The sequence below is a fragment of the Parahoeflea halophila genome, from assembly GCF_900220985.1.
In the GTDB taxonomy this organism is placed as follows: Bacteria; Pseudomonadota; Alphaproteobacteria; order Rhizobiales; family Rhizobiaceae; genus Hoeflea; species Hoeflea halophila.
Map to the genome: position 1 here is coordinate 262,971 of NZ_OCPC01000001.1, position 15,612 is coordinate 278,582.

Below are 15,612 nucleotides of genomic sequence, written 5' to 3' on the forward strand. Positions count from 1 at the left end.
CCTGAACCGCAGCGCAGAGCACCCGGCCCATGCGCATCCCGCATTAGCCGCGAGCATTCTATGCTCGCAATAATCTTTCCTCGGAGGGCCGAAAAGCTTTAACCCTTCGCCTTTTCCAGCATCACCGCAGCACCGGCCGCGATGATCCCCGGGTCGGTGTTCAGGGCCGCCAAGCGGTAGCCCATCTTGCCAAAGCGCGGAACGTCGGCAGGATCGACGGCAAAGATGGCGGCGAATTTTCCCGCCTTGCGGGCCTTCTGGGCTATTTCCGCGATCACGCCCTGCAGCTCTTCATTGTGCGGGTCGACATGAGCGCCGCCCGACCAGGAGATCGACAGGTCCGACGGCCCGACAAACACACCGTCGATGCCGTCGGTTGCGAGAATGCCGTCGAGCGCAGCGAAAGCCGCCCTTGTCTCGATCATCGCCAGCGACACCGTCCTGGTGTTAGCCGAGCGGAAATAGCTCTCAGGCGTGTAGGACGTATGCATCTGTAGCGCCTTCACCGGCCCCCAGGAGCGCTCACCCATCGGCGGATATTTCATCGCGGCCGCAAACGCCCTGGCGTCCTGCACCGAATTGATCATTGGCGCAATCACCGCCTCGAATCCCATATCGAGTGCCCGGCTGGCCAGATCATTGCGGCCAACCGGAACCCGCAGGATTGCAGGTTTGCTCGCCGTGATGATTGCCCGCGCCGCGGCAAATGCCGTCGTCTCGGTGTGCGCCCCATGCTGCATGTCGACGGTCACCGTATCGAAAGCACAGCGCGCCAGTGCCGCCGCCATCTCCACCGATGGCGAGGTCGACCACGCCGTCATCAGCATCTCTTCCTGATCCAGTCTGTCGCGCAACTGCATGGCCTTCCCCCTCGAATCAACGCATCGCCCGCCAAAGGCGCTCTGCACCCTCAATCCAACAAAAAACCGCCCCCGGCAAGCCGAGGGCGGGATCGATTGTTTCAGTCTGCCCGGATCAGTTGGCCCGGATCAGCTGGCCCGGATCAGCTAGCTTGAATCTGCTCGACGGCAACGACCAGCAGTTCCTGCATCTTGCGGCGCAGCTGATGGTCGGACTGGTTGACACCACCATTGTCGAAATCGGCACGCACCTTGCGGAACACGTCGTGATCGCCAGCTTCCTCGATATCGGCCATGACAACCTCCTTGGCATAGGCTTCGGCTTCCTCACCGGTCTTGCCAAGCAATTCTGCAGCCCACAGGCCGAGCATCTTGTTGCGGCGGGCTTCGGCTTTGAACTTCAGCTCCTCGTCATGGGCAAACTTGTTCTCAAATGCGTTTTCGCGGTCTTTCATATCGCTCATGAGCTGGCTCCCGGCGTGAATCGATTATACCCTATATGTGGGTTCACTCCATAAAACAAAAGACCGCCGAAAGTGCAATGCAAACCGGTCTCCAACCGTGCAATTCGGGGGACATTGCCGACAACAGCGTTGTGAAAGCCTGGACAATCCGCTAAAGCACGGCTCAAAATCCCCAAGCCGAGTTGCCGCGGCTTCAGCCGGCACATTTAGACAGAGATGCTCCATGACCCGTCGCCGCCGTATCTACGAAGGCAAGGCCAAGATTCTGTATGAAGGCCCTGAACCAGGCACGCTGATCCAGTTCTTCAAGGATGACGCCACCGCGTTCAACAAGAAGAAGCATGACGTGGTCGACGGCAAGGGCGTTCTCAACAACCGCATTTCCGAGTACATCTTCACGCATCTCAACCGGATCGGCATCCCGACCCACTTCATCAAACGCGTCAACATGCGCGAGCAGTTGATCAAGGAAGTCGAAATCATTCCGCTCGAGGTCGTGGTGCGGAACATCGCCGCCGGGTCGCTGGCAAAGCGTCTCGGTATCGAGGAAGGCACCGTCCTGCCCCGCTCCATCATCGAATTCTACTACAAGGCTGATGCGCTGGATGACCCGATGGTCTCGGAAGAGCATGTGACGGCTTTCGGCTGGGCCAGCCCGCAGGAAATCGACGACATCATGGCGCTCGCCATCCGCGTCAACGACTTCCTGTCCGGTCTGTTTCTGGGTGTCGGCATCCAGCTCGTCGATTTCAAGATCGAATGCGGCCGCCTATTCGAGGGCGACATGATGCGCATCGTCGTTGCCGACGAGATCTCGCCCGATTCCTGCCGCCTGTGGGATATCAACACCAGCGAGAAATTCGACAAGGACGTGTTCCGGCGCGACCTCGGCAACCTGGTCGAAGCCTATCAGGAAGTTGCCCGCCGCCTCGGCATCATGAACGAGAACGAACCCAACCGCCCCACCGGGCCGGTTCTGGTCAAGTAAGCGTCGGGAGCTCATAAAATGATCAAGGCACGCGTCACCGTCACGCTGAAAAACGGCGTCCTCGACCCGCAGGGCAAGGCCATCGAGCACGCGCTCGGCGGCCTCGGTTTCTCCGGCGTCAATTCCATCCGCCAGGGCAAGGTCTTCGACGTGGTTCTCGAAACCTCGGACCGCGCTGTCGCCGAAGCCGAACTCAAGGCCATGGGCGAGAAGCTCCTCGCCAACACGGTGATCGAGGATTTTTCGGTCGAGGTGATCTGAGTCATGAAAGCCGCCGTCATTCTGCTCCCCGGGCTCAACCGCGACCGCGACATGATCGCGGCATTGACCCATGTCTCGGGTCAGGCCCCGCTCACCATCTGGCAGACGGAAACCTCCATTCCCGATGATATCGAGCTGATCGTCATCCCGGGCGGCTTTTCCTATGGCGACTATTTACGCTGCGGTGCGATAGCCGCACGCATGCCGGTCATGCAGGCGGTGCGCGAGAAGGCCGAAAAAGGCACCCGCGTCATCGGCGTCTGCAACGGCTTCCAGATCCTGCTCGAGGCGGGACTGCTGCCAGGCGCGCTGATGCGCAATGCCTCACTCAAATTTGTCTGCCGCGAAGTCCGGCTCGAAGTTGCAAATGCATCTACGGTGTTTACCCGGGGCTACACCCAGGGCCAGATCCTGCGCTGCCCGGTCGCCCATCACGACGGCAACTATTTCACCGATGCCGACACGCTGGCCGATCTCGAGGCCAACAATCAGGTTGCGTTCCGTTACACCGCCGAAACCAACCCGAACGGCTCGCTCAACAACATCGCCGGCATCGTCAACAGGGCTGGCAATGTGCTGGGCATGATGCCGCATCCGGAAAACCTGATCGAAGCGGCCCATGGCGGCTCCGATGGCCGCGCCCTGTTCGAATCCGCCCTCGGACTTGTTGACGCCTGATCCGGTGTGCTAAAGATTCCGTCGACCATGCAGGTAGGCGGAGTCGGCCCATGAATGCGTTCGAAGATCTCTATACCAGACCCCATCAAGACCGCCGGTGGGGCCTTTGCCTGCTCACCGGCTTGCTGCTGGCTTTATCCCTGACCTTAGCCGCACCAGCTCACGCTGCTGCAAAAAACACCGCTGAACCTGTCACCCAAGTCTACTTCATACGCGGTTTCATGGGGATCTTCTCCACCGGCTTTGACACCATGACCCAAAGCCTCGCCCGGCGGAAGATCGAAGCCAAGGTCTACAGCCATCTCGGCGGGTCTGCTCTCAGGGCGAGAATTGCCAGACAGTACAAGCAATCCAGGAGGGGCAAACCCATTGTCATCGTCGGCCATTCTTTTGGCGGAAACGCTGCGCTGCAGGTTGCCGACAGCCTGCGCAGGGACAACATTCCGGTAGAGCTTGTCATTACCGTGGACCCGACCCGGGCCGGTCCGCTTTCCACCAACGTCAAGCGCTACGTGAACTACTATTTCTCCAAAAACGGCCTCGGCGCCGAACTCAAGCCCCGGTCCGGCGTGCCGAAAAGGCGCATCAAAAACATCGACATGCGCGCGCGTACGGATGTTATGGGCGAAGGCGACGACCACTGGACCGTCACCCACAATGAGGCAATCCAGTCGGAAATTCTGCGCGCTGTGATACGCGCCGCCCGCTGATCATTGCCTTGCAGCACCGGCACCGGCTCGAACTCTTCCGGCGCGCAGGGCTGCCTTGAGCTGTTCTGTATATTCATGCACTTCAACCTGAACCGCATGCCGCGGGCTGGCTTTGTAGCGCCGGGCGTCACGCCGGTTGTCCCGCTCGATAAGCGCCGCCATGTTGTCCGGCCGCTTCCAGGCGCCGGAAATCTCTGCCGCGGCGAGCTTCGCCTGCAAATCGGCGAGCACCCAGATGCAACCGACCGGCTGGATCAGCCCGACAAAAAACAGCTTGGGCAGGTCTGCCATCATCATCTTGAGATAGAGCGGAACTTGCGCGGCCTCGCTCCAGTCGGGGCAGACGCCCTCAAGGAATGGCGCACCGAGCCGGTAGCCCGTCGCCCAGATGATCACATCGAATTCCGCACTGGCGCCGTCATCGAACTTGACCGTCCTGCCCTCGATCCCGCTGATCCCCCGTCGGGGTGTCACCTTGCCATGGCGGATCCGGTCGAGAATGTCGGTGTTCAGGGTTGGATGATGGCTCAGAACGCGGCCCCGCGGCTGTTGAAGCCCGTAATCCGCGTAGCGCCCTACCAGCAGCGAGACACCGAACCTGAGGCCAAGGTCACGCACCCATCGCAATGACGGCTTCGACAGCTTGGCGAACTGCCGGTCTATCGGCCGGCCGCCAAAAAGCTTCGGCACGATGACTTGCGGGCTGCGGATGCTCAGCTCGACGCCATCTGTCACCCGGCTGACGGCCGCTGCGATATCACAGGCCGAATTTCCGCCTCCGACAACCAGCACCTTCTTACCCGCGAAACCCTCCGCCTTCTTGTATCGCCCTGCATGCAATTGCTCGCCGGTAAAATCGGCCGCGATATCCGGTACCGAGGGGTCTCTGTGGTGACCCGAACAGACGATCAGATAATTCGCGGTCTGGAGGCACGTCCCGTCCGCAGTCTCTAAGGAGATTTCCCAGACGCCATCGGACCGCCGCTTCACACCGCTGACCCTGGAGTTCAGCCGGATATACCGGCTCAGCCCGAAATGCGCCTCGTAGCTGCGCATATAGTCGAGAATCTGCCTGTTGGAGGGATAATCCGGATAGCAATCGGGCATGGGAAAATCGGGAAACTGCGAATACCGCTTCGAGCTGATCGTGTGCGCGCTATCATAGACACTTGCTCGATCCGGATCCTCGCTGAAGGCCCAGATACCCCCGGTCTCACCCTGCATCTCATGGCAGATGATGTCGGTGACGCCTGCAGCTACCAGATTCTTGATTGTCGTCAGACCGGTCGGGCCGGCCCCTACAATGCAAACCCGAACATGATCAAGTCTGTTCACTCTGTCTTCCCGCTCGTGCCCCGGAATTCTCCTTTGGTTGTTAGCAGTTGCTCCACTGTCTCACAACCATATCCGCCCTTTCCGTCTGTCCGGATGCTGGCGGTTTGGCCACTTGCGCAACCGGGAATCATGCTATGCGAAAGCCTCGAACCACATCTGCGATGGCCGGCCCCGGAGAGCCTGATGAAACACTTGCCCATGATGCTCGTCATCGCCTCCTTTATGGCCTTGTCCGCCTGCGCCCCAGCCTCGGGCCCGCCAGCAGGCACGGGTTCGAACACTTTGGCCGTGGCGACGCTGCAGAAGGTCAACAGCCAGGCCCATGCCTGCTGGCTCAGCGACAAGGATTTTGCCGAATACGGCATTGTTCCCGAGCTCGATACCACCAGCACGCCACGGCTGCTGATCATTCCGCGCGGCAAGCCGCAATCGCTGCCCAAGGCGGTCATTGTCGCAAGCGCCGGTAAAGCCCAGTTCTACGGCCCGCTCTCCACCTCGCCGCTCGCCGGCCGCATCAACGGTGACATTTCCCGCTGGGCTTCTGGCGCCACCGGGTGCTGATCGCCGCCGTGAAGGCGGCGCCCACGGATTGAACCCGTCCACAGTTAGGCGCGTTTATTCACCTGAAATCGCAATTTGAAGGTGCCAACGGACCCGCCATTGCGCTATAGCCTGCACCAGGCGCAGACAGGAAGGGCGACCACCTCCATGAGCATCCCGAATATCATTCCCATCACCGAAGATCTTATCGCGGCTCACGGGCTCAAGCCCGAAGAGTACCAGCGCATACTCGATCTGATCGGGCGTGAACCGAGCTTTACCGAGCTGGGGATTTTCTCGGCGATGTGGAACGAGCATTGCTCCTACAAGTCATCGAAGAAATGGCTGCGCACATTGCCGACCAGCGGACCGCGGGTGTTGCAGGGCCCCGGCGAGAATGCCGGTGTGGTTGATATCGGTGACGGCGACTGTGTGGTCTTCAAGATGGAAAGCCACAACCATCCCTCCTATATCGAGCCCTACCAGGGTGCCGCGACCGGCGTTGGCGGCATCCTGCGCGATGTCTTCACCATGGGCGCCCGCCCGATCGCTGCCATGAACGCGCTCAGATTCGGTGAGCCTGATCACCCGAAGACCCGCCACCTGGTTTCCGGCGTTGTTGCCGGTGTCGGCGGCTACGGAAATTCCTTCGGTGTGCCCACGGTCGGCGGCGAAGTCGAGTTCGATTCACGCTACAATGGCAACTGCCTGGTCAACGCTTTTGCGGCCGGCATTGCCAGGACCGACGCGATCTTCCTGTCCGAGGCCAAGGGCGTCGGTCTGCCTGTGGTCTATCTTGGGGCCAAGACCGGTCGCGACGGTGTCGGCGGCGCCACCATGGCCTCGGCCGAGTTTGACGAGTCCATCGAGGAAAAACGGCCCACCGTGCAGGTCGGGGACCCCTTCACCGAAAAATGCCTGCTCGAGGCCTGTCTCGAGCTGATGCAGACCGGTGCCGTCATTGCCATTCAGGACATGGGCGCGGCAGGCCTCACCTGCTCGGCCGTTGAAATGGGCGCCAAGGGCGATCTCGGCATCGAGCTCGATCTCGACCAGGTGCCGGTGCGCGAAGAGAACATGAGCGCCTACGAGATGATGCTGTCGGAAAGCCAGGAGCGCATGCTCATGGTGCTCGAGCCTTCGAAGGAGGAAGTTGCCAAGGCGATCTTTGTCAAATGGGGCCTCGATTTCGCCGTCGTCGGCAAGACCACCGATGATCTCCGGTTCCGCATCCTGCATCAGGGTGAGGAAGTCGCCAATCTGCCGATCAAGGAACTCGGTGACGAAGCCCCCGAATATGACCGCGAGTGGCGCGATCTTGGTGGCCTTTCGCCGCTCGACATTAACGATGTCGAGGAGCCGGAAGATTATGGCCAGGCCCTTCTCGACCTGCTCGGCTCGCCCAACAACGCATCCAGGCGTTGGGTCTGGGAGCAGTACGACACGCTGATACAGGGCAATTCGCTGCAAATCCCCGGCGGCGATGCCGGTGTTGTGCGGGTCGAAGGCCACGCCACCAAGGCGCTGGCCTTCTCGTCCGACGTGACCCCGCGCTATGTCGAGGCCAATCCCTACGAGGGTGGCAAGCAGGCAGTTGCCGAGTGTTGGCGCAATCTTACCGCCACCGGCGCCGAACCGCTGGCCTCGACCGACAATCTCAATTTCGGCAATCCCGAACGGCCCGAGATCATGGGCCAGCTGGTGATGGCCATCCAGGGCATCGGCGAAGCCTGCACCGCGCTCGATTTCCCCATCGTTTCGGGCAATGTCTCGCTCTACAACGAGACCAATGGAGAAGCCATTCTGCCGACACCGACCATTGGCGGCGTCGGCCTGATCGAAGACTGGTCCAAGATGGCCCGCGTCGGCGGCGCCAGCGCCGGAGACGCGGTGATCCTGATCGGCGGCGATTGCAGCCATCTCGGCCAGTCGGCCTGGATGCGCGACTGCCTTGGCCGATCAGAAGGCGCACCACCGCCGGTCGACCTCATGGAAGAACGCCGCAATGGCGATTTCGTCCGCTCGGCAATCCGCAACGGCCAGGTGACCTCCTGCCACGACATCTCATCCGGCGGCCTCGCTGCCACGCTGGCTGAAATGGTCATGGCCTCCGATCTCGGCATGCAGCTTGACCTGTCAAATTGCCACGGCCCGGCCCATGGGCTGCTGTTTGGCGAGGATCAGGCGCGCTACGTCATCACGGTCCCGTCGGATCTGGCAAACTACATCATGGCCAGCGCAGAAGGCGCGGGCATCCCCTTCCGTCAGCTCGGGACAATGTCCGGCGACAGCCTTGAGATCGAAGGCCTGTTGTCGCTCCCCATATCCACATTGCGCGCCACCCATGAATCGTGGTTTCCTGCCTTCATGGACGTCCCCGAAGCGCTGGCCGCAGAATAACCCAATCAGGAGCCTACCCCATGCCAATGAATGCTGGCGACATCGAGAAACTCATCAAGACCGGGATTCCTGACGCCAAGGTCACCATCCGCGATCTTGCCGGCGACGGCGATCATTATGCTGCCGAAGTCGTCTCCGAAAGCTTCCGCGGCAAGAGCCGGGTGCAGCAGCACCAGATGGTCTACAACGCGCTGGAAGGCAACATGGGCGGCGTCCTGCACGCATTGGCGCTGCAGACCAGCGTCCCGGAATAAGGCTGTCTGGCGGAGGCCATAAAGCCTCCGCGGGTTTCAGTCCTCAATTCTGTCGAACACCGCGACAACCGGCCCTGCCGGTTCACCCGCATCGATTTCCATATGTGTGCCCCAGGCAAGGCTCGAGACCGCGCCGTCGAAGAACAGCGCGTTCTCGCACTCTGCGATGTCGCGGAACAGGCGTGCGAAAGAGCCCAGACTGACCTCGTCGCGGGTGATTGCCAGCACGATGCTGCCATCAGCGCGCACGCCGACGCCGTTGCGGATATATCTCGATGTCCCGTCCGGCAGGAACCGGGGATGGACCTCCCCTTCGATCAGCAGCATCGGCCCGGACTGTGTAGCGAATTCGGGCACCATCCCCGCCGCCCGGTAGGCTTCCGTCTCCATCACTCCGGCAGTTCCGTTCGCACCGACAAAGAACACGCCGTTGGGTTTGAGAAAGAAATTGCCGAATCCCTCTTCCGTGTTCAGGGGCGCAAGTTCGGTGCTGTCCTCGACATAAAGTCCGACCGGCGTCATGTCTGCATGATACATGCCGGCATTCATCGCCAGTACCGGTGTCCGTCCGGCCGCCGCCAGTGCCGTGACCGCCTTGGAGACACTGCCAAGCACCTCGCCATCGGGACCGCGATAGATGAGCCTGATGTCGTGATCACCCGGGTCGGCCGTGCACAGCACCGCGCGCGAACCCTCGAACACTATTTCCTCACAGATTTCGGGTTTCTTGGTCATCTTCATGCTCCCGGGTTCTTCCGGCTTCTGAGTTGCGGGAGGAACACGGGCTGGCGGCGGAGACACCATGCTCCAAGCCGCCCACATACCGGCCGCGGCCAGCAAGAACAGGACAGAATAACCGGCGCGACGCATCCTCATCCGATCACTTATAGAGCGCGCCTTCTTGTCTTGTCATGCCGCCCGCGTTATCTGAGGGGTAACAAATATCGTGGCCACGCGCTCTGAAAGGATCCAACGATGTCCGGCATCAATGATTTCATCGACAACGAAGTGAAGAACAACGACGTGGTGCTGTTCATGAAGGGCACCCCGCAGTTTCCGCAATGCGGTTTCTCGGGCCAGGTCGTCCAGATCCTCGATTACCTTGGCGTGCCCTACAAGGGCGTCAACGTTCTGGCTGACGATGCCTTGCGCAACGGCATCAAGGAATATTCCAACTGGCCGACCATCCCGCAGCTCTACGTCAAGGGCGAGTTCATCGGCGGCTGCGACATCGTCCGCGAGATGTTCCAGTCGAGCGAGTTGCAGCAGCACATGACCGACGCGGGCGTTCCGGTCAAGGCAGCCTGAGCTTTCTTTCTTCATGACACGGCAAGAGGCGGATTTTCCGCCTCTTTTCGTTTCAGCTGCCTGGAAAATCCATTACCCTACACCTGACCAGACCACGACGACTGGAGACGCGAGCATGACCTGGACCATCTACCTCTCGGGCGAAATTCACACCGACTGGCGCGACCAGATCGAGGCAGGCGCGACGCAGGCAGGATTGCCGGTCGCCTTCAATGCGCCCGTCACCCACCACGAAGCCTCCGACGACGTCGGCGTTGCAATCCTTGGTGCCGAACCGAACAAGTTCTGGCATGACCACAAGGGCGCCCAGATCAACGCCATCCGCACCCGCACGCTGATTGAGAAGGCTGACATCGTAGTGGTCCGCTTCGGCGAAAAATACAAACAGTGGAATGCAGCCTTCGACGCGGGATTCGCTGCAGCGCTCGGCAAGCCGCTGATCATCCTGCACCAGGACGAACACGCCCACGCACTCAAGGAAGTCGACGCCGCGGCCCTCGCCGTCGCCAAGACCCCGGATCAGGTGGTCGCCATCCTCAGCTATGTCATCAACGGCGAATTGTCCGGCTACACCGGAGCACAGGACGCCGCACAATGAGCAGCGGGGCCTATCACGGTTTTGGTGACAAGGCCCTGCCCTTCCTGAAGGCCCTCGGCTTTCACCAGAACCGCGAATGGTTTCACGACAACAAGGCCATCTTCGAAGAGCATCTCAACGAGCCGCGCGGACAGCTGATCGACGATCTGGCCGCACGTCTGGCTTCGCGGAAGATCCCGCTTACCTGCCATCGCAAGACCTCAACCTTCCGGATCAACCGCGACGTCCGGTTTGCAAAGGAAAAGCACCCCTACAATACCCATGTCAGCGCGGTCATCACCCGTTCCGGCACCAAGAAGGACCAGGGTCTGCTTTATTTCCATGTCTCGCCAGAGGAGTGCTTTCTCGCCGTCGGCTTCTATTCGATGGAGTCGGACGAGCTGCGTGCCTTCCGTGAAGCCATCGTTGCGCGCAAGCCGCAATTCGACGCAACCCTTGAGCCCTTGCTCGCGCTCGGTTTCGCCTTTGATCTCGAAAACAGCCTCAAGCGGACCCCACGTGGGTTTGAGGCCATCACCGACCCTGCCCTGCTAGAGCTGCTGAGACTCAGACACCTGACCCTGTCGCGCCGCTTTACGAAGGACCGGCTTGACGGCACCGCCCTGCTCGATGATCTGACCGAGCTCGCCGAAGCCGCGCAGCCCTTCCTCAATTTCGGCTGGCGTGTCATCGACCCGGTTCGCGCTGCCCGCGAAGAAGCCAGTAAATAGGAAAGAAATGTCGATGCCTCTGGACAGCGGCGGCTTGCTGCAACCTCGAGTCTAACCGGTTGCAACTGGCACGACTTCGACCGCAGCTCCGGCCGTCGCTGATCTGGAGATAGCCTCGATGAGCAAGTGCACCTTCAATGCTTCCCGGCCGGTAACCAGAGGGGCGCGTTGCTCGTGGATCGCCATCGCGAAATCAGCGATCAGGGCCCTGTGCCAGTCACAGGGAAACTCCATCGGGTCGGCGCCGCCGCCGGTGCCTGCGGGTTCGTCTGTCTGCTCGGTGCGTCCGTCGCGCCAGACGACATCGAGCCGCCCGCCGCGCAATGTCGCTGTTGCCAGCGTGCCATCAAGCACAATGCTCTCGGTGCCGCCGGGATAGGTTGCCGTCGTTGCCACGATCGAGCCCACGGCCCCGGATGCGAAGCGAATGCCTGCGGTGGCGAAATTTTCCGTTTCCATGCTGTGCACCGCCGTCGTGGCAGTCAGCGCCTGTACCATCTTCGCAGGCCCCGTCAGGCTCAGCATCAGGTCCAGCACGTGGATTGCCTGACTGATAAGCACCCCGCCACCGTCTCGCGCGTAGGTGCCCCGCTCCGGCTGATCGTAATAGGCCTGATCCCGCCACCACGGAACTTCGACGCGCACCAGCGCGATATCTCCGAGCTCTCCGGCTTGAACCAGGGCTTTCAACCGCATCGCCCCAGCCCGGAACCGGTGTTGCAGCACGATCCCCAACTGCACCTTGTGGCGTTCGCAGATTGCGACGAGGTTTTCGGCCGCCGGAAGCGTTCGTTCGACCGGCTTTTCCATCAAAATGTGCTTGCCTGCTTGCGCCATCATCTCGACGATTTCCAGCCGCTGGTCCGGCGGCGTCGTAACTAGCACCCCGTCGACGCTTGAATCGCCTGCTATCTGTTCAAGACTGTCAAAAACCCGGCAGCCTTCCTGACCGGCCACGTCCTCGGCCCTGGCGCGGGTGCGGTTGTAGACCCCAGCCAGTCCGGCGGGACAGGAGGGATCCCGCAATGCTTCCCGATGTGGCTTGGTCGCCATGCCGAGCCCGATAAGCGCAAGCCGAAGCGGTTTGATGTCTGGCATCTACACTCCCCAATTTTCACCGATATTGTCTGCACACCCTGCATCTCTAAAGCAGCAGCTCCCCTGATCACCGCGGAATGTAGCTGCTTCGCAGCAGGTCCCAAACCATCCGATTGCGCGCCGGAAGAATTCTGCTCCTCGGTCCGCCTCACCTCTCCATTGCCTGACAGACGAGTACCCGGCGGCTGACCTGATCACAATTTGATGCAATACATTCCCCTGTAATTCACAGGCTTGCCCGAAAACTGTGCCGGGTCTATGTACGATGCTGGCACCGGTTACGACGGCCCGCCTTTTGAGTCCCGTATTCCCGATATTTCCGGCACGATTGCCCGATTGACGCAACTGGGATCGAGCATTGCAATAAACGGCTGCGCAAGCGCATCCTGTTTCGATTAGGTGGAATTCATTTCAATGGACGTAAACACGGCTGCTGTCGCGCCCCCCCCTGCGACCGTCAAGGGTCTCGGCCGCGCGCAATTTATCGCTATAATCGCCTCGCTCATGGCGCTCAATGCCCTGGCAATCGATATCATGCTACCGGCATTCCCCAACATCCAGGGCGACCTTGGCATCGCGGATGGCAACAGTGTGCAGTATATCCTGCTGTCCTACATTATCGGATTCGGCGGGGCGCAGCTGTTTTTCGGCCCGGTGTCCGACCGCTTCGGCCGACGTGCACCGCTGTTTTTCGGCATCGCGCTCTATGCAATCTGTGCGATTTCGGGTGCCCTTGCGCCAAGCTTTGAGTTTCTTCTGATCGCTCGCTTCCTGCAGGGCGTTGGCGCTGCTGCGACACGTGTTATCGCCATCTCGGTTGTGCGCGACACCCATTCGGGTCGCGCCATGGCGGCCACCATGTCGCTGGTGATGATGGTCTTCATGGTGGTGCCGGTGTTTGCACCGATGATTGGTCAAGTCATCATCCTGGGCGGTGACTGGCATCTCATCTTCGTCTTCATGGCACTGGTCTCACTGGCAGTCGGGCTCTGGGCGATGTTGCGTCTGCCCGAAACGCTCGACAACGAGAACCGCCGTCCGCTGACCACCAAGAGCATCCGCGAAGCCTTCGCAATCGTGCTGACCAATCGCATCGCGCTGTTTTACACATTGGCTACAAGCTTCTATTTCGGTTCCCTGTTCGCCTTTCTCAACGTCGCACAGCCGATCTATGTCGATCTCTATGGCCTGGGCACCTATTTCCCGGTGGCATTCGCCGCGGTGGCCGTCGTCATGGCCGGATCCTCCTTCGTCAATTCGCGGCTTGTCGGAAGATTCGGCCAGCGCCGCCTGTCTCACGGTGCACTGATAGCCTATTTCACCCTTGCCCTGGTGCTGGCTGGCCTGACCGCCATGGGGCCAATTCCGTTCTGGCTTTTCTTCGGTATTTCCATGCTCATGATGCCATTGTTCGGCTTTGTTGGATCGAACTTCAATTCAATCGCCATGGAGCCGCTTGGCGCCATCGCCGGCACCGCCTCATCCACGCTGGGCTTTGCCCAGACCGTTGGTGGCGGCGTCGTAGGTGCGGTGATCGGACAAACATTTGACGGCACGGTTTTCCCGCTCGCGGCCGGCTATGCCATTGTATCGGCGATATCGCTAATAATGGTCCTGATTGCAGAAAAAGGCCGGCTGTTCGGCATTGGTACGCCCAACTGACCCAAAGAGGTCAGGCGCGCCACAGGGCTTCGCGCACCATATTCCAGCTGTCCGGGTCGGTCGCCGACAGCACGCCGCCATCAAGATGCTCCGGACGATAGACGCTGCCGTCGAAACGGCGAACATGGCCGCCAGCTTCCTCGGTGATCAGCGTGCCGGCCAGATGGTCCCATGGCATCAGCTTGTGATACATCGCGAAGTGGATGTGGCCGCCCGCAAGCAGACGGTATTCCTGCGCAGCACACCGGTAGGCGACGCTCCCCAGGCAATGCGCCTGATTGCGCGCGACCCGCGTCCGCTCGGGCTCCGGCATGTACTGCCACGACGCCGATCCGATCATCTTGTCCGCCGCGCCGGCCGCTTCGGCCACCTTCAGCGCGCTCTCGCGTCCATTCATCCGTCGGTAAATGGCGCCTGCGCCTTTCTGCGCCATGATCCAGTCCTTGCCGACCGGGTCGTGAATGATGCCGACGATCGTTTCGCCGCGGCTGACCACCGCCAGCATCACGCCGAAGGAGGCGACGCCAGAGGCAAAATTGAAGGTTCCGTCGATCGGATCGACCACGAAAGCGAGCCTGTCGGTCTTGCTCCAGCCGTCGAGCAGCGTCGGATCGTCAGCAACAGCCTCTTCGCCGATGACGAGAGCGCTGGGAAACCGCTCCAGCAAAGCGGCCGTGATCTTCCGCTCGGCATTGACATCGGCTTCGGTAACCAGGTCCGCGGCGGAGGTCTTCTGCTGCACGTCGCCATCGCCCAGATTGCGGAACCGCGGCATGATCTCGGCGGCGCCCACATCCAGAAGCAGCGCTGCCAGCCAGTCCATGTCGGTCGCGGTAAGAGTGCTCATATATCTGCCTTCCCTGGCTGCGTCGTAAGTCCTGCAAAGTCGAACAGCGATCTGTCCAGCAAATGTGATGGCCGCGTGTTGGACAGGGCCCGGATCATCGAATCCTTGCGGCCGGGCATCCGCCGCTCGATATCCCCGATCATCAGCTTCATCGCATTGCGTTGCAGCCCGTCCTGCGAGCCGCACAGATCGCACGGGATGATCGGAAACGCCAACGCTTCGGCAAAGCGCGCGAGATCCTCCTCGGCGCAATAGGCCATCGGCCTGAGAACCATGACGTCGCCATCATCGTTCAGCAGCTTGGGCGGCATCGCCTCGAGCCGCCCGCCGTGAAAGAAATTGAGGAAGAACGTCTCGAGAATGTCGTCGCGGTGATGGCCGAGCACCAGCGCCTCGCAGCCTTCTTCGCGCGCAATCCGGTAGAGATTGCCGCGTCGCAGACGAGAACACAGCGCGCAATAGGTAGCCCCTTCCGGCACCTTGGCGGTCACCACCGAATAGGTGTCGCGATACTCAATGCGGTGCGGCACTCCATGCGCCGCCAGGTAATCGGGCAGGATGTGCTTCGGAAAATTCGGCTGGCCCTGATCGAGATTGCAGGCAATCAGATCGACGGGCAGCATGCCGCGCCATTGCAGATCCATGAGAAGCGCCAGCAGCCCGTAGGAATCCTTTCCGCCGGAGAGCGCCACCAGCCAGCGCGGCCGCTTTCCGCCGGGATCCGCCGCCGGGATCATCGAAAAATCGTCGATAGCCTGCCGCACATTGCGGATCAGCCGTTTGCGCAGCTTGTTGAACGATACGCTCGATGGCGCGTCTGCATAAAGCGACGGTCCCGCACCGGCGGCGGGGTCTGTCGTCTCCATTCTGTCGATGACATCACTCATGGCACCGGGGAT

The 15,612-nt window shown here is 60.9% G+C and carries 18 protein-coding genes; 11 read left to right on the top strand and 7 right to left on the bottom strand.

The genetic code is table 11. The features are described from left to right. Positions 1 to 98: 98 nt before the first annotated feature. Positions 99 to 860 carry an HpcH/HpaI aldolase family protein gene (locus CRO46_RS01290; RefSeq protein WP_097104267.1) on the bottom strand — a complete coding sequence of 254 codons (762 nt, stop codon included), beginning with the start codon at positions 858 to 860 and terminating at the stop codon, positions 99 to 101. A gap of 143 nt (positions 861 to 1,003) precedes the next feature. Continuing rightward, complete coding sequence (locus tag CRO46_RS01295; RefSeq protein WP_097104268.1) at positions 1,004 to 1,324, bottom strand: DUF1476 domain-containing protein; 321 nt, start codon at positions 1,322 to 1,324, stop codon at positions 1,004 to 1,006. A gap of 223 nt (positions 1,325 to 1,547) precedes the next feature. Between CRO46_RS01295 and purC the strand changes: the two genes are divergently transcribed. From purC to CRO46_RS01315, 4 genes are read left to right on the top strand one after another with little or no spacing between them, the layout of a single operon-like run. After that, the gene (gene purC, locus CRO46_RS01300) at positions 1,548 to 2,312 is read left to right on the top strand and encodes a phosphoribosylaminoimidazolesuccinocarboxamide synthase (RefSeq protein WP_097104271.1); all 765 of its coding nucleotides are present in this window, start codon (positions 1,548 to 1,550) and stop codon (positions 2,310 to 2,312) included. Between the two features lie 18 nt (positions 2,313 to 2,330). Further along, positions 2,331 to 2,573 (top strand): phosphoribosylformylglycinamidine synthase subunit PurS, encoded by a 243-nt coding sequence (gene purS / locus CRO46_RS01305; protein WP_097104274.1) that lies wholly within the window; start codon positions 2,331 to 2,333, stop codon positions 2,571 to 2,573. 3 nt (positions 2,574 to 2,576) lie between these two features. After that, positions 2,577 to 3,251, top strand: coding sequence for a phosphoribosylformylglycinamidine synthase subunit PurQ (purQ, locus tag CRO46_RS01310; protein WP_097104277.1), 675 nt, complete (start codon positions 2,577 to 2,579; stop codon positions 3,249 to 3,251). 50 nt (positions 3,252 to 3,301) lie between these two features. Then, complete coding sequence (locus CRO46_RS01315; protein ID WP_097104279.1) at positions 3,302 to 3,961, top strand: alpha/beta fold hydrolase; 660 nt, start codon at positions 3,302 to 3,304, stop codon at positions 3,959 to 3,961. Here the strand turns inward: CRO46_RS01315 and CRO46_RS01320 are convergent, their stop codons facing one another. Further along, positions 3,962 to 5,296, bottom strand: coding sequence for a flavin-containing monooxygenase (locus tag CRO46_RS01320; protein ID WP_179758909.1), 1,335 nt, complete (start codon positions 5,294 to 5,296; stop codon positions 3,962 to 3,964). A 183-nt stretch (positions 5,297 to 5,479) separates the two neighbouring features. Between CRO46_RS01320 and CRO46_RS01325 the strand changes: the two genes are divergently transcribed. From CRO46_RS01325 to CRO46_RS01335, 3 genes are all read left to right on the top strand, one after another. Further along, positions 5,480 to 5,857 carry a hypothetical protein gene (locus tag CRO46_RS01325; protein WP_097104284.1) on the top strand — a complete coding sequence of 126 codons (378 nt, stop codon included), beginning with the start codon at positions 5,480 to 5,482 and terminating at the stop codon, positions 5,855 to 5,857. 147 nt (positions 5,858 to 6,004) lie between these two features. Then, entirely contained in the window at positions 6,005 to 8,236 is a 2,232-nt protein-coding gene (gene purL / locus CRO46_RS01330) for a phosphoribosylformylglycinamidine synthase subunit PurL (RefSeq protein WP_097104285.1), read from the top strand. Positions 8,237 to 8,256: 20 nt separating this feature from the next. After that, positions 8,257 to 8,490: a BolA/IbaG family iron-sulfur metabolism protein gene (locus CRO46_RS01335; RefSeq protein ID WP_097104287.1), complete on the top strand. Its 234-nt coding sequence runs from the start codon at positions 8,257 to 8,259 to the stop codon at positions 8,488 to 8,490. Between the two features lie 36 nt (positions 8,491 to 8,526). On the opposite strand, the gene CRO46_RS01340 is transcribed toward CRO46_RS01335, so the two are convergent. After that, positions 8,527 to 9,225: a phosphodiester glycosidase family protein gene (locus CRO46_RS01340; protein ID WP_179758910.1), complete on the bottom strand. Its 699-nt coding sequence runs from the start codon at positions 9,223 to 9,225 to the stop codon at positions 8,527 to 8,529. 240 nt (positions 9,226 to 9,465) lie between these two features. Here CRO46_RS01340 and grxD point away from each other — a divergent pair, with 240 nt between their 5' ends. The 3 genes from grxD to CRO46_RS01355 all read left to right on the top strand — a co-directional run bounded on the left by grxD (position 9,466) and on the right by CRO46_RS01355 (position 11,106). Next, a complete protein-coding gene (grxD, locus tag CRO46_RS01345) occupies positions 9,466 to 9,798 on the top strand; it encodes a Grx4 family monothiol glutaredoxin (protein WP_097104291.1) in 333 nt (110 codons plus the stop codon). Between the two features lie 115 nt (positions 9,799 to 9,913). Then, the gene (locus CRO46_RS01350; protein ID WP_097104292.1) at positions 9,914 to 10,396 is read left to right on the top strand and encodes a YtoQ family protein; all 483 of its coding nucleotides are present in this window, start codon (positions 9,914 to 9,916) and stop codon (positions 10,394 to 10,396) included. Continuing rightward, positions 10,393 to 11,106, top strand: coding sequence for a TIGR02453 family protein (locus tag CRO46_RS01355; protein ID WP_097104294.1), 714 nt, complete (start codon positions 10,393 to 10,395; stop codon positions 11,104 to 11,106). The genes CRO46_RS01350 and CRO46_RS01355 overlap by 4 nt, the downstream gene beginning before the upstream one ends. Before the next feature lie 51 nt (positions 11,107 to 11,157). Here CRO46_RS01355 and CRO46_RS01360 read toward each other — a convergent pair whose 3' ends face one another. Then, entirely contained in the window at positions 11,158 to 12,204 is a 1,047-nt protein-coding gene (locus CRO46_RS01360) for a Gfo/Idh/MocA family protein (RefSeq protein ID WP_097104295.1), read from the bottom strand. A gap of 414 nt (positions 12,205 to 12,618) precedes the next feature. Between CRO46_RS01360 and CRO46_RS01365 the strand changes: the two genes are divergently transcribed. Continuing rightward, on the top strand, positions 12,619 to 13,866 hold the full coding sequence (locus CRO46_RS01365; RefSeq protein ID WP_097104297.1) for a multidrug effflux MFS transporter: 1,248 nt from the start codon (positions 12,619 to 12,621) through the stop codon (positions 13,864 to 13,866). A gap of 10 nt (positions 13,867 to 13,876) precedes the next feature. On the opposite strand, the gene CRO46_RS01370 is transcribed toward CRO46_RS01365, so the two are convergent. Together CRO46_RS01370 and ttcA are read right to left on the bottom strand one after the other, a co-directional pair. Next, the gene (locus CRO46_RS01370; RefSeq protein ID WP_097104299.1) at positions 13,877 to 14,713 is read right to left on the bottom strand and encodes an inositol monophosphatase family protein; all 837 of its coding nucleotides are present in this window, start codon (positions 14,711 to 14,713) and stop codon (positions 13,877 to 13,879) included. Then, positions 14,710 to 15,600, bottom strand: a complete 891-nt coding sequence (gene ttcA, locus CRO46_RS01375) for a tRNA 2-thiocytidine(32) synthetase TtcA (RefSeq protein ID WP_097106387.1) — start codon at positions 15,598 to 15,600, stop codon at positions 14,710 to 14,712. The genes CRO46_RS01370 and ttcA overlap by 4 nt, the downstream gene beginning before the upstream one ends. Between the last annotated feature and the right edge of the window lie 12 nt (positions 15,601 to 15,612).

Excerpts from the sequence above, each read along its gene's own strand:
- purS (WP_097104274.1), top strand. The coding sequence starts at position 2,331 with ATGATCAAGGCACGCGTCACCGTCACGCTGAAAAACGGCGTCCTCGAC.
- CRO46_RS01295 (WP_097104268.1), bottom strand. The coding sequence starts at position 1,324 with ATGAGCGATATGAAAGACCGCGAAAACGCATTTGAGAACAAGTTTGCC.
- purC (WP_097104271.1), top strand. The coding sequence starts at position 1,548 with ATGACCCGTCGCCGCCGTATCTACGAAGGCAAGGCCAAGATTCTGTAT.
- CRO46_RS01360 (WP_097104295.1), bottom strand. The coding sequence starts at position 12,204 with ATGCCAGACATCAAACCGCTTCGGCTTGCGCTTATCGGGCTCGGCATG.
- ttcA (WP_097106387.1), bottom strand. The coding sequence starts at position 15,600 with ATGAGTGATGTCATCGACAGAATGGAGACGACAGACCCCGCCGCCGGT.
- CRO46_RS01370 (WP_097104299.1), bottom strand. The coding sequence starts at position 14,713 with ATGAGCACTCTTACCGCGACCGACATGGACTGGCTGGCAGCGCTGCTT.
- CRO46_RS01290 (WP_097104267.1), bottom strand. The coding sequence starts at position 860 with ATGCAGTTGCGCGACAGACTGGATCAGGAAGAGATGCTGATGACGGCG.
- CRO46_RS01340 (WP_179758910.1), bottom strand. The coding sequence starts at position 9,225 with ATGACCAAGAAACCCGAAATCTGTGAGGAAATAGTGTTCGAGGGTTCG.
- CRO46_RS01335 (WP_097104287.1), top strand. The coding sequence starts at position 8,257 with ATGCCAATGAATGCTGGCGACATCGAGAAACTCATCAAGACCGGGATT.
- CRO46_RS01355 (WP_097104294.1), top strand. The coding sequence starts at position 10,393 with ATGAGCAGCGGGGCCTATCACGGTTTTGGTGACAAGGCCCTGCCCTTC.
- CRO46_RS01325 (WP_097104284.1), top strand. The coding sequence starts at position 5,480 with ATGAAACACTTGCCCATGATGCTCGTCATCGCCTCCTTTATGGCCTTG.
- grxD (WP_097104291.1), top strand. The coding sequence starts at position 9,466 with ATGTCCGGCATCAATGATTTCATCGACAACGAAGTGAAGAACAACGAC.
- purL (WP_097104285.1), top strand. The coding sequence starts at position 6,005 with ATGAGCATCCCGAATATCATTCCCATCACCGAAGATCTTATCGCGGCT.
- CRO46_RS01315 (WP_097104279.1), top strand. The coding sequence starts at position 3,302 with ATGAATGCGTTCGAAGATCTCTATACCAGACCCCATCAAGACCGCCGG.
- CRO46_RS01365 (WP_097104297.1), top strand. The coding sequence starts at position 12,619 with ATGGACGTAAACACGGCTGCTGTCGCGCCCCCCCCTGCGACCGTCAAG.
- purQ (WP_097104277.1), top strand. The coding sequence starts at position 2,577 with ATGAAAGCCGCCGTCATTCTGCTCCCCGGGCTCAACCGCGACCGCGAC.
- CRO46_RS01350 (WP_097104292.1), top strand. The coding sequence starts at position 9,914 with ATGACCTGGACCATCTACCTCTCGGGCGAAATTCACACCGACTGGCGC.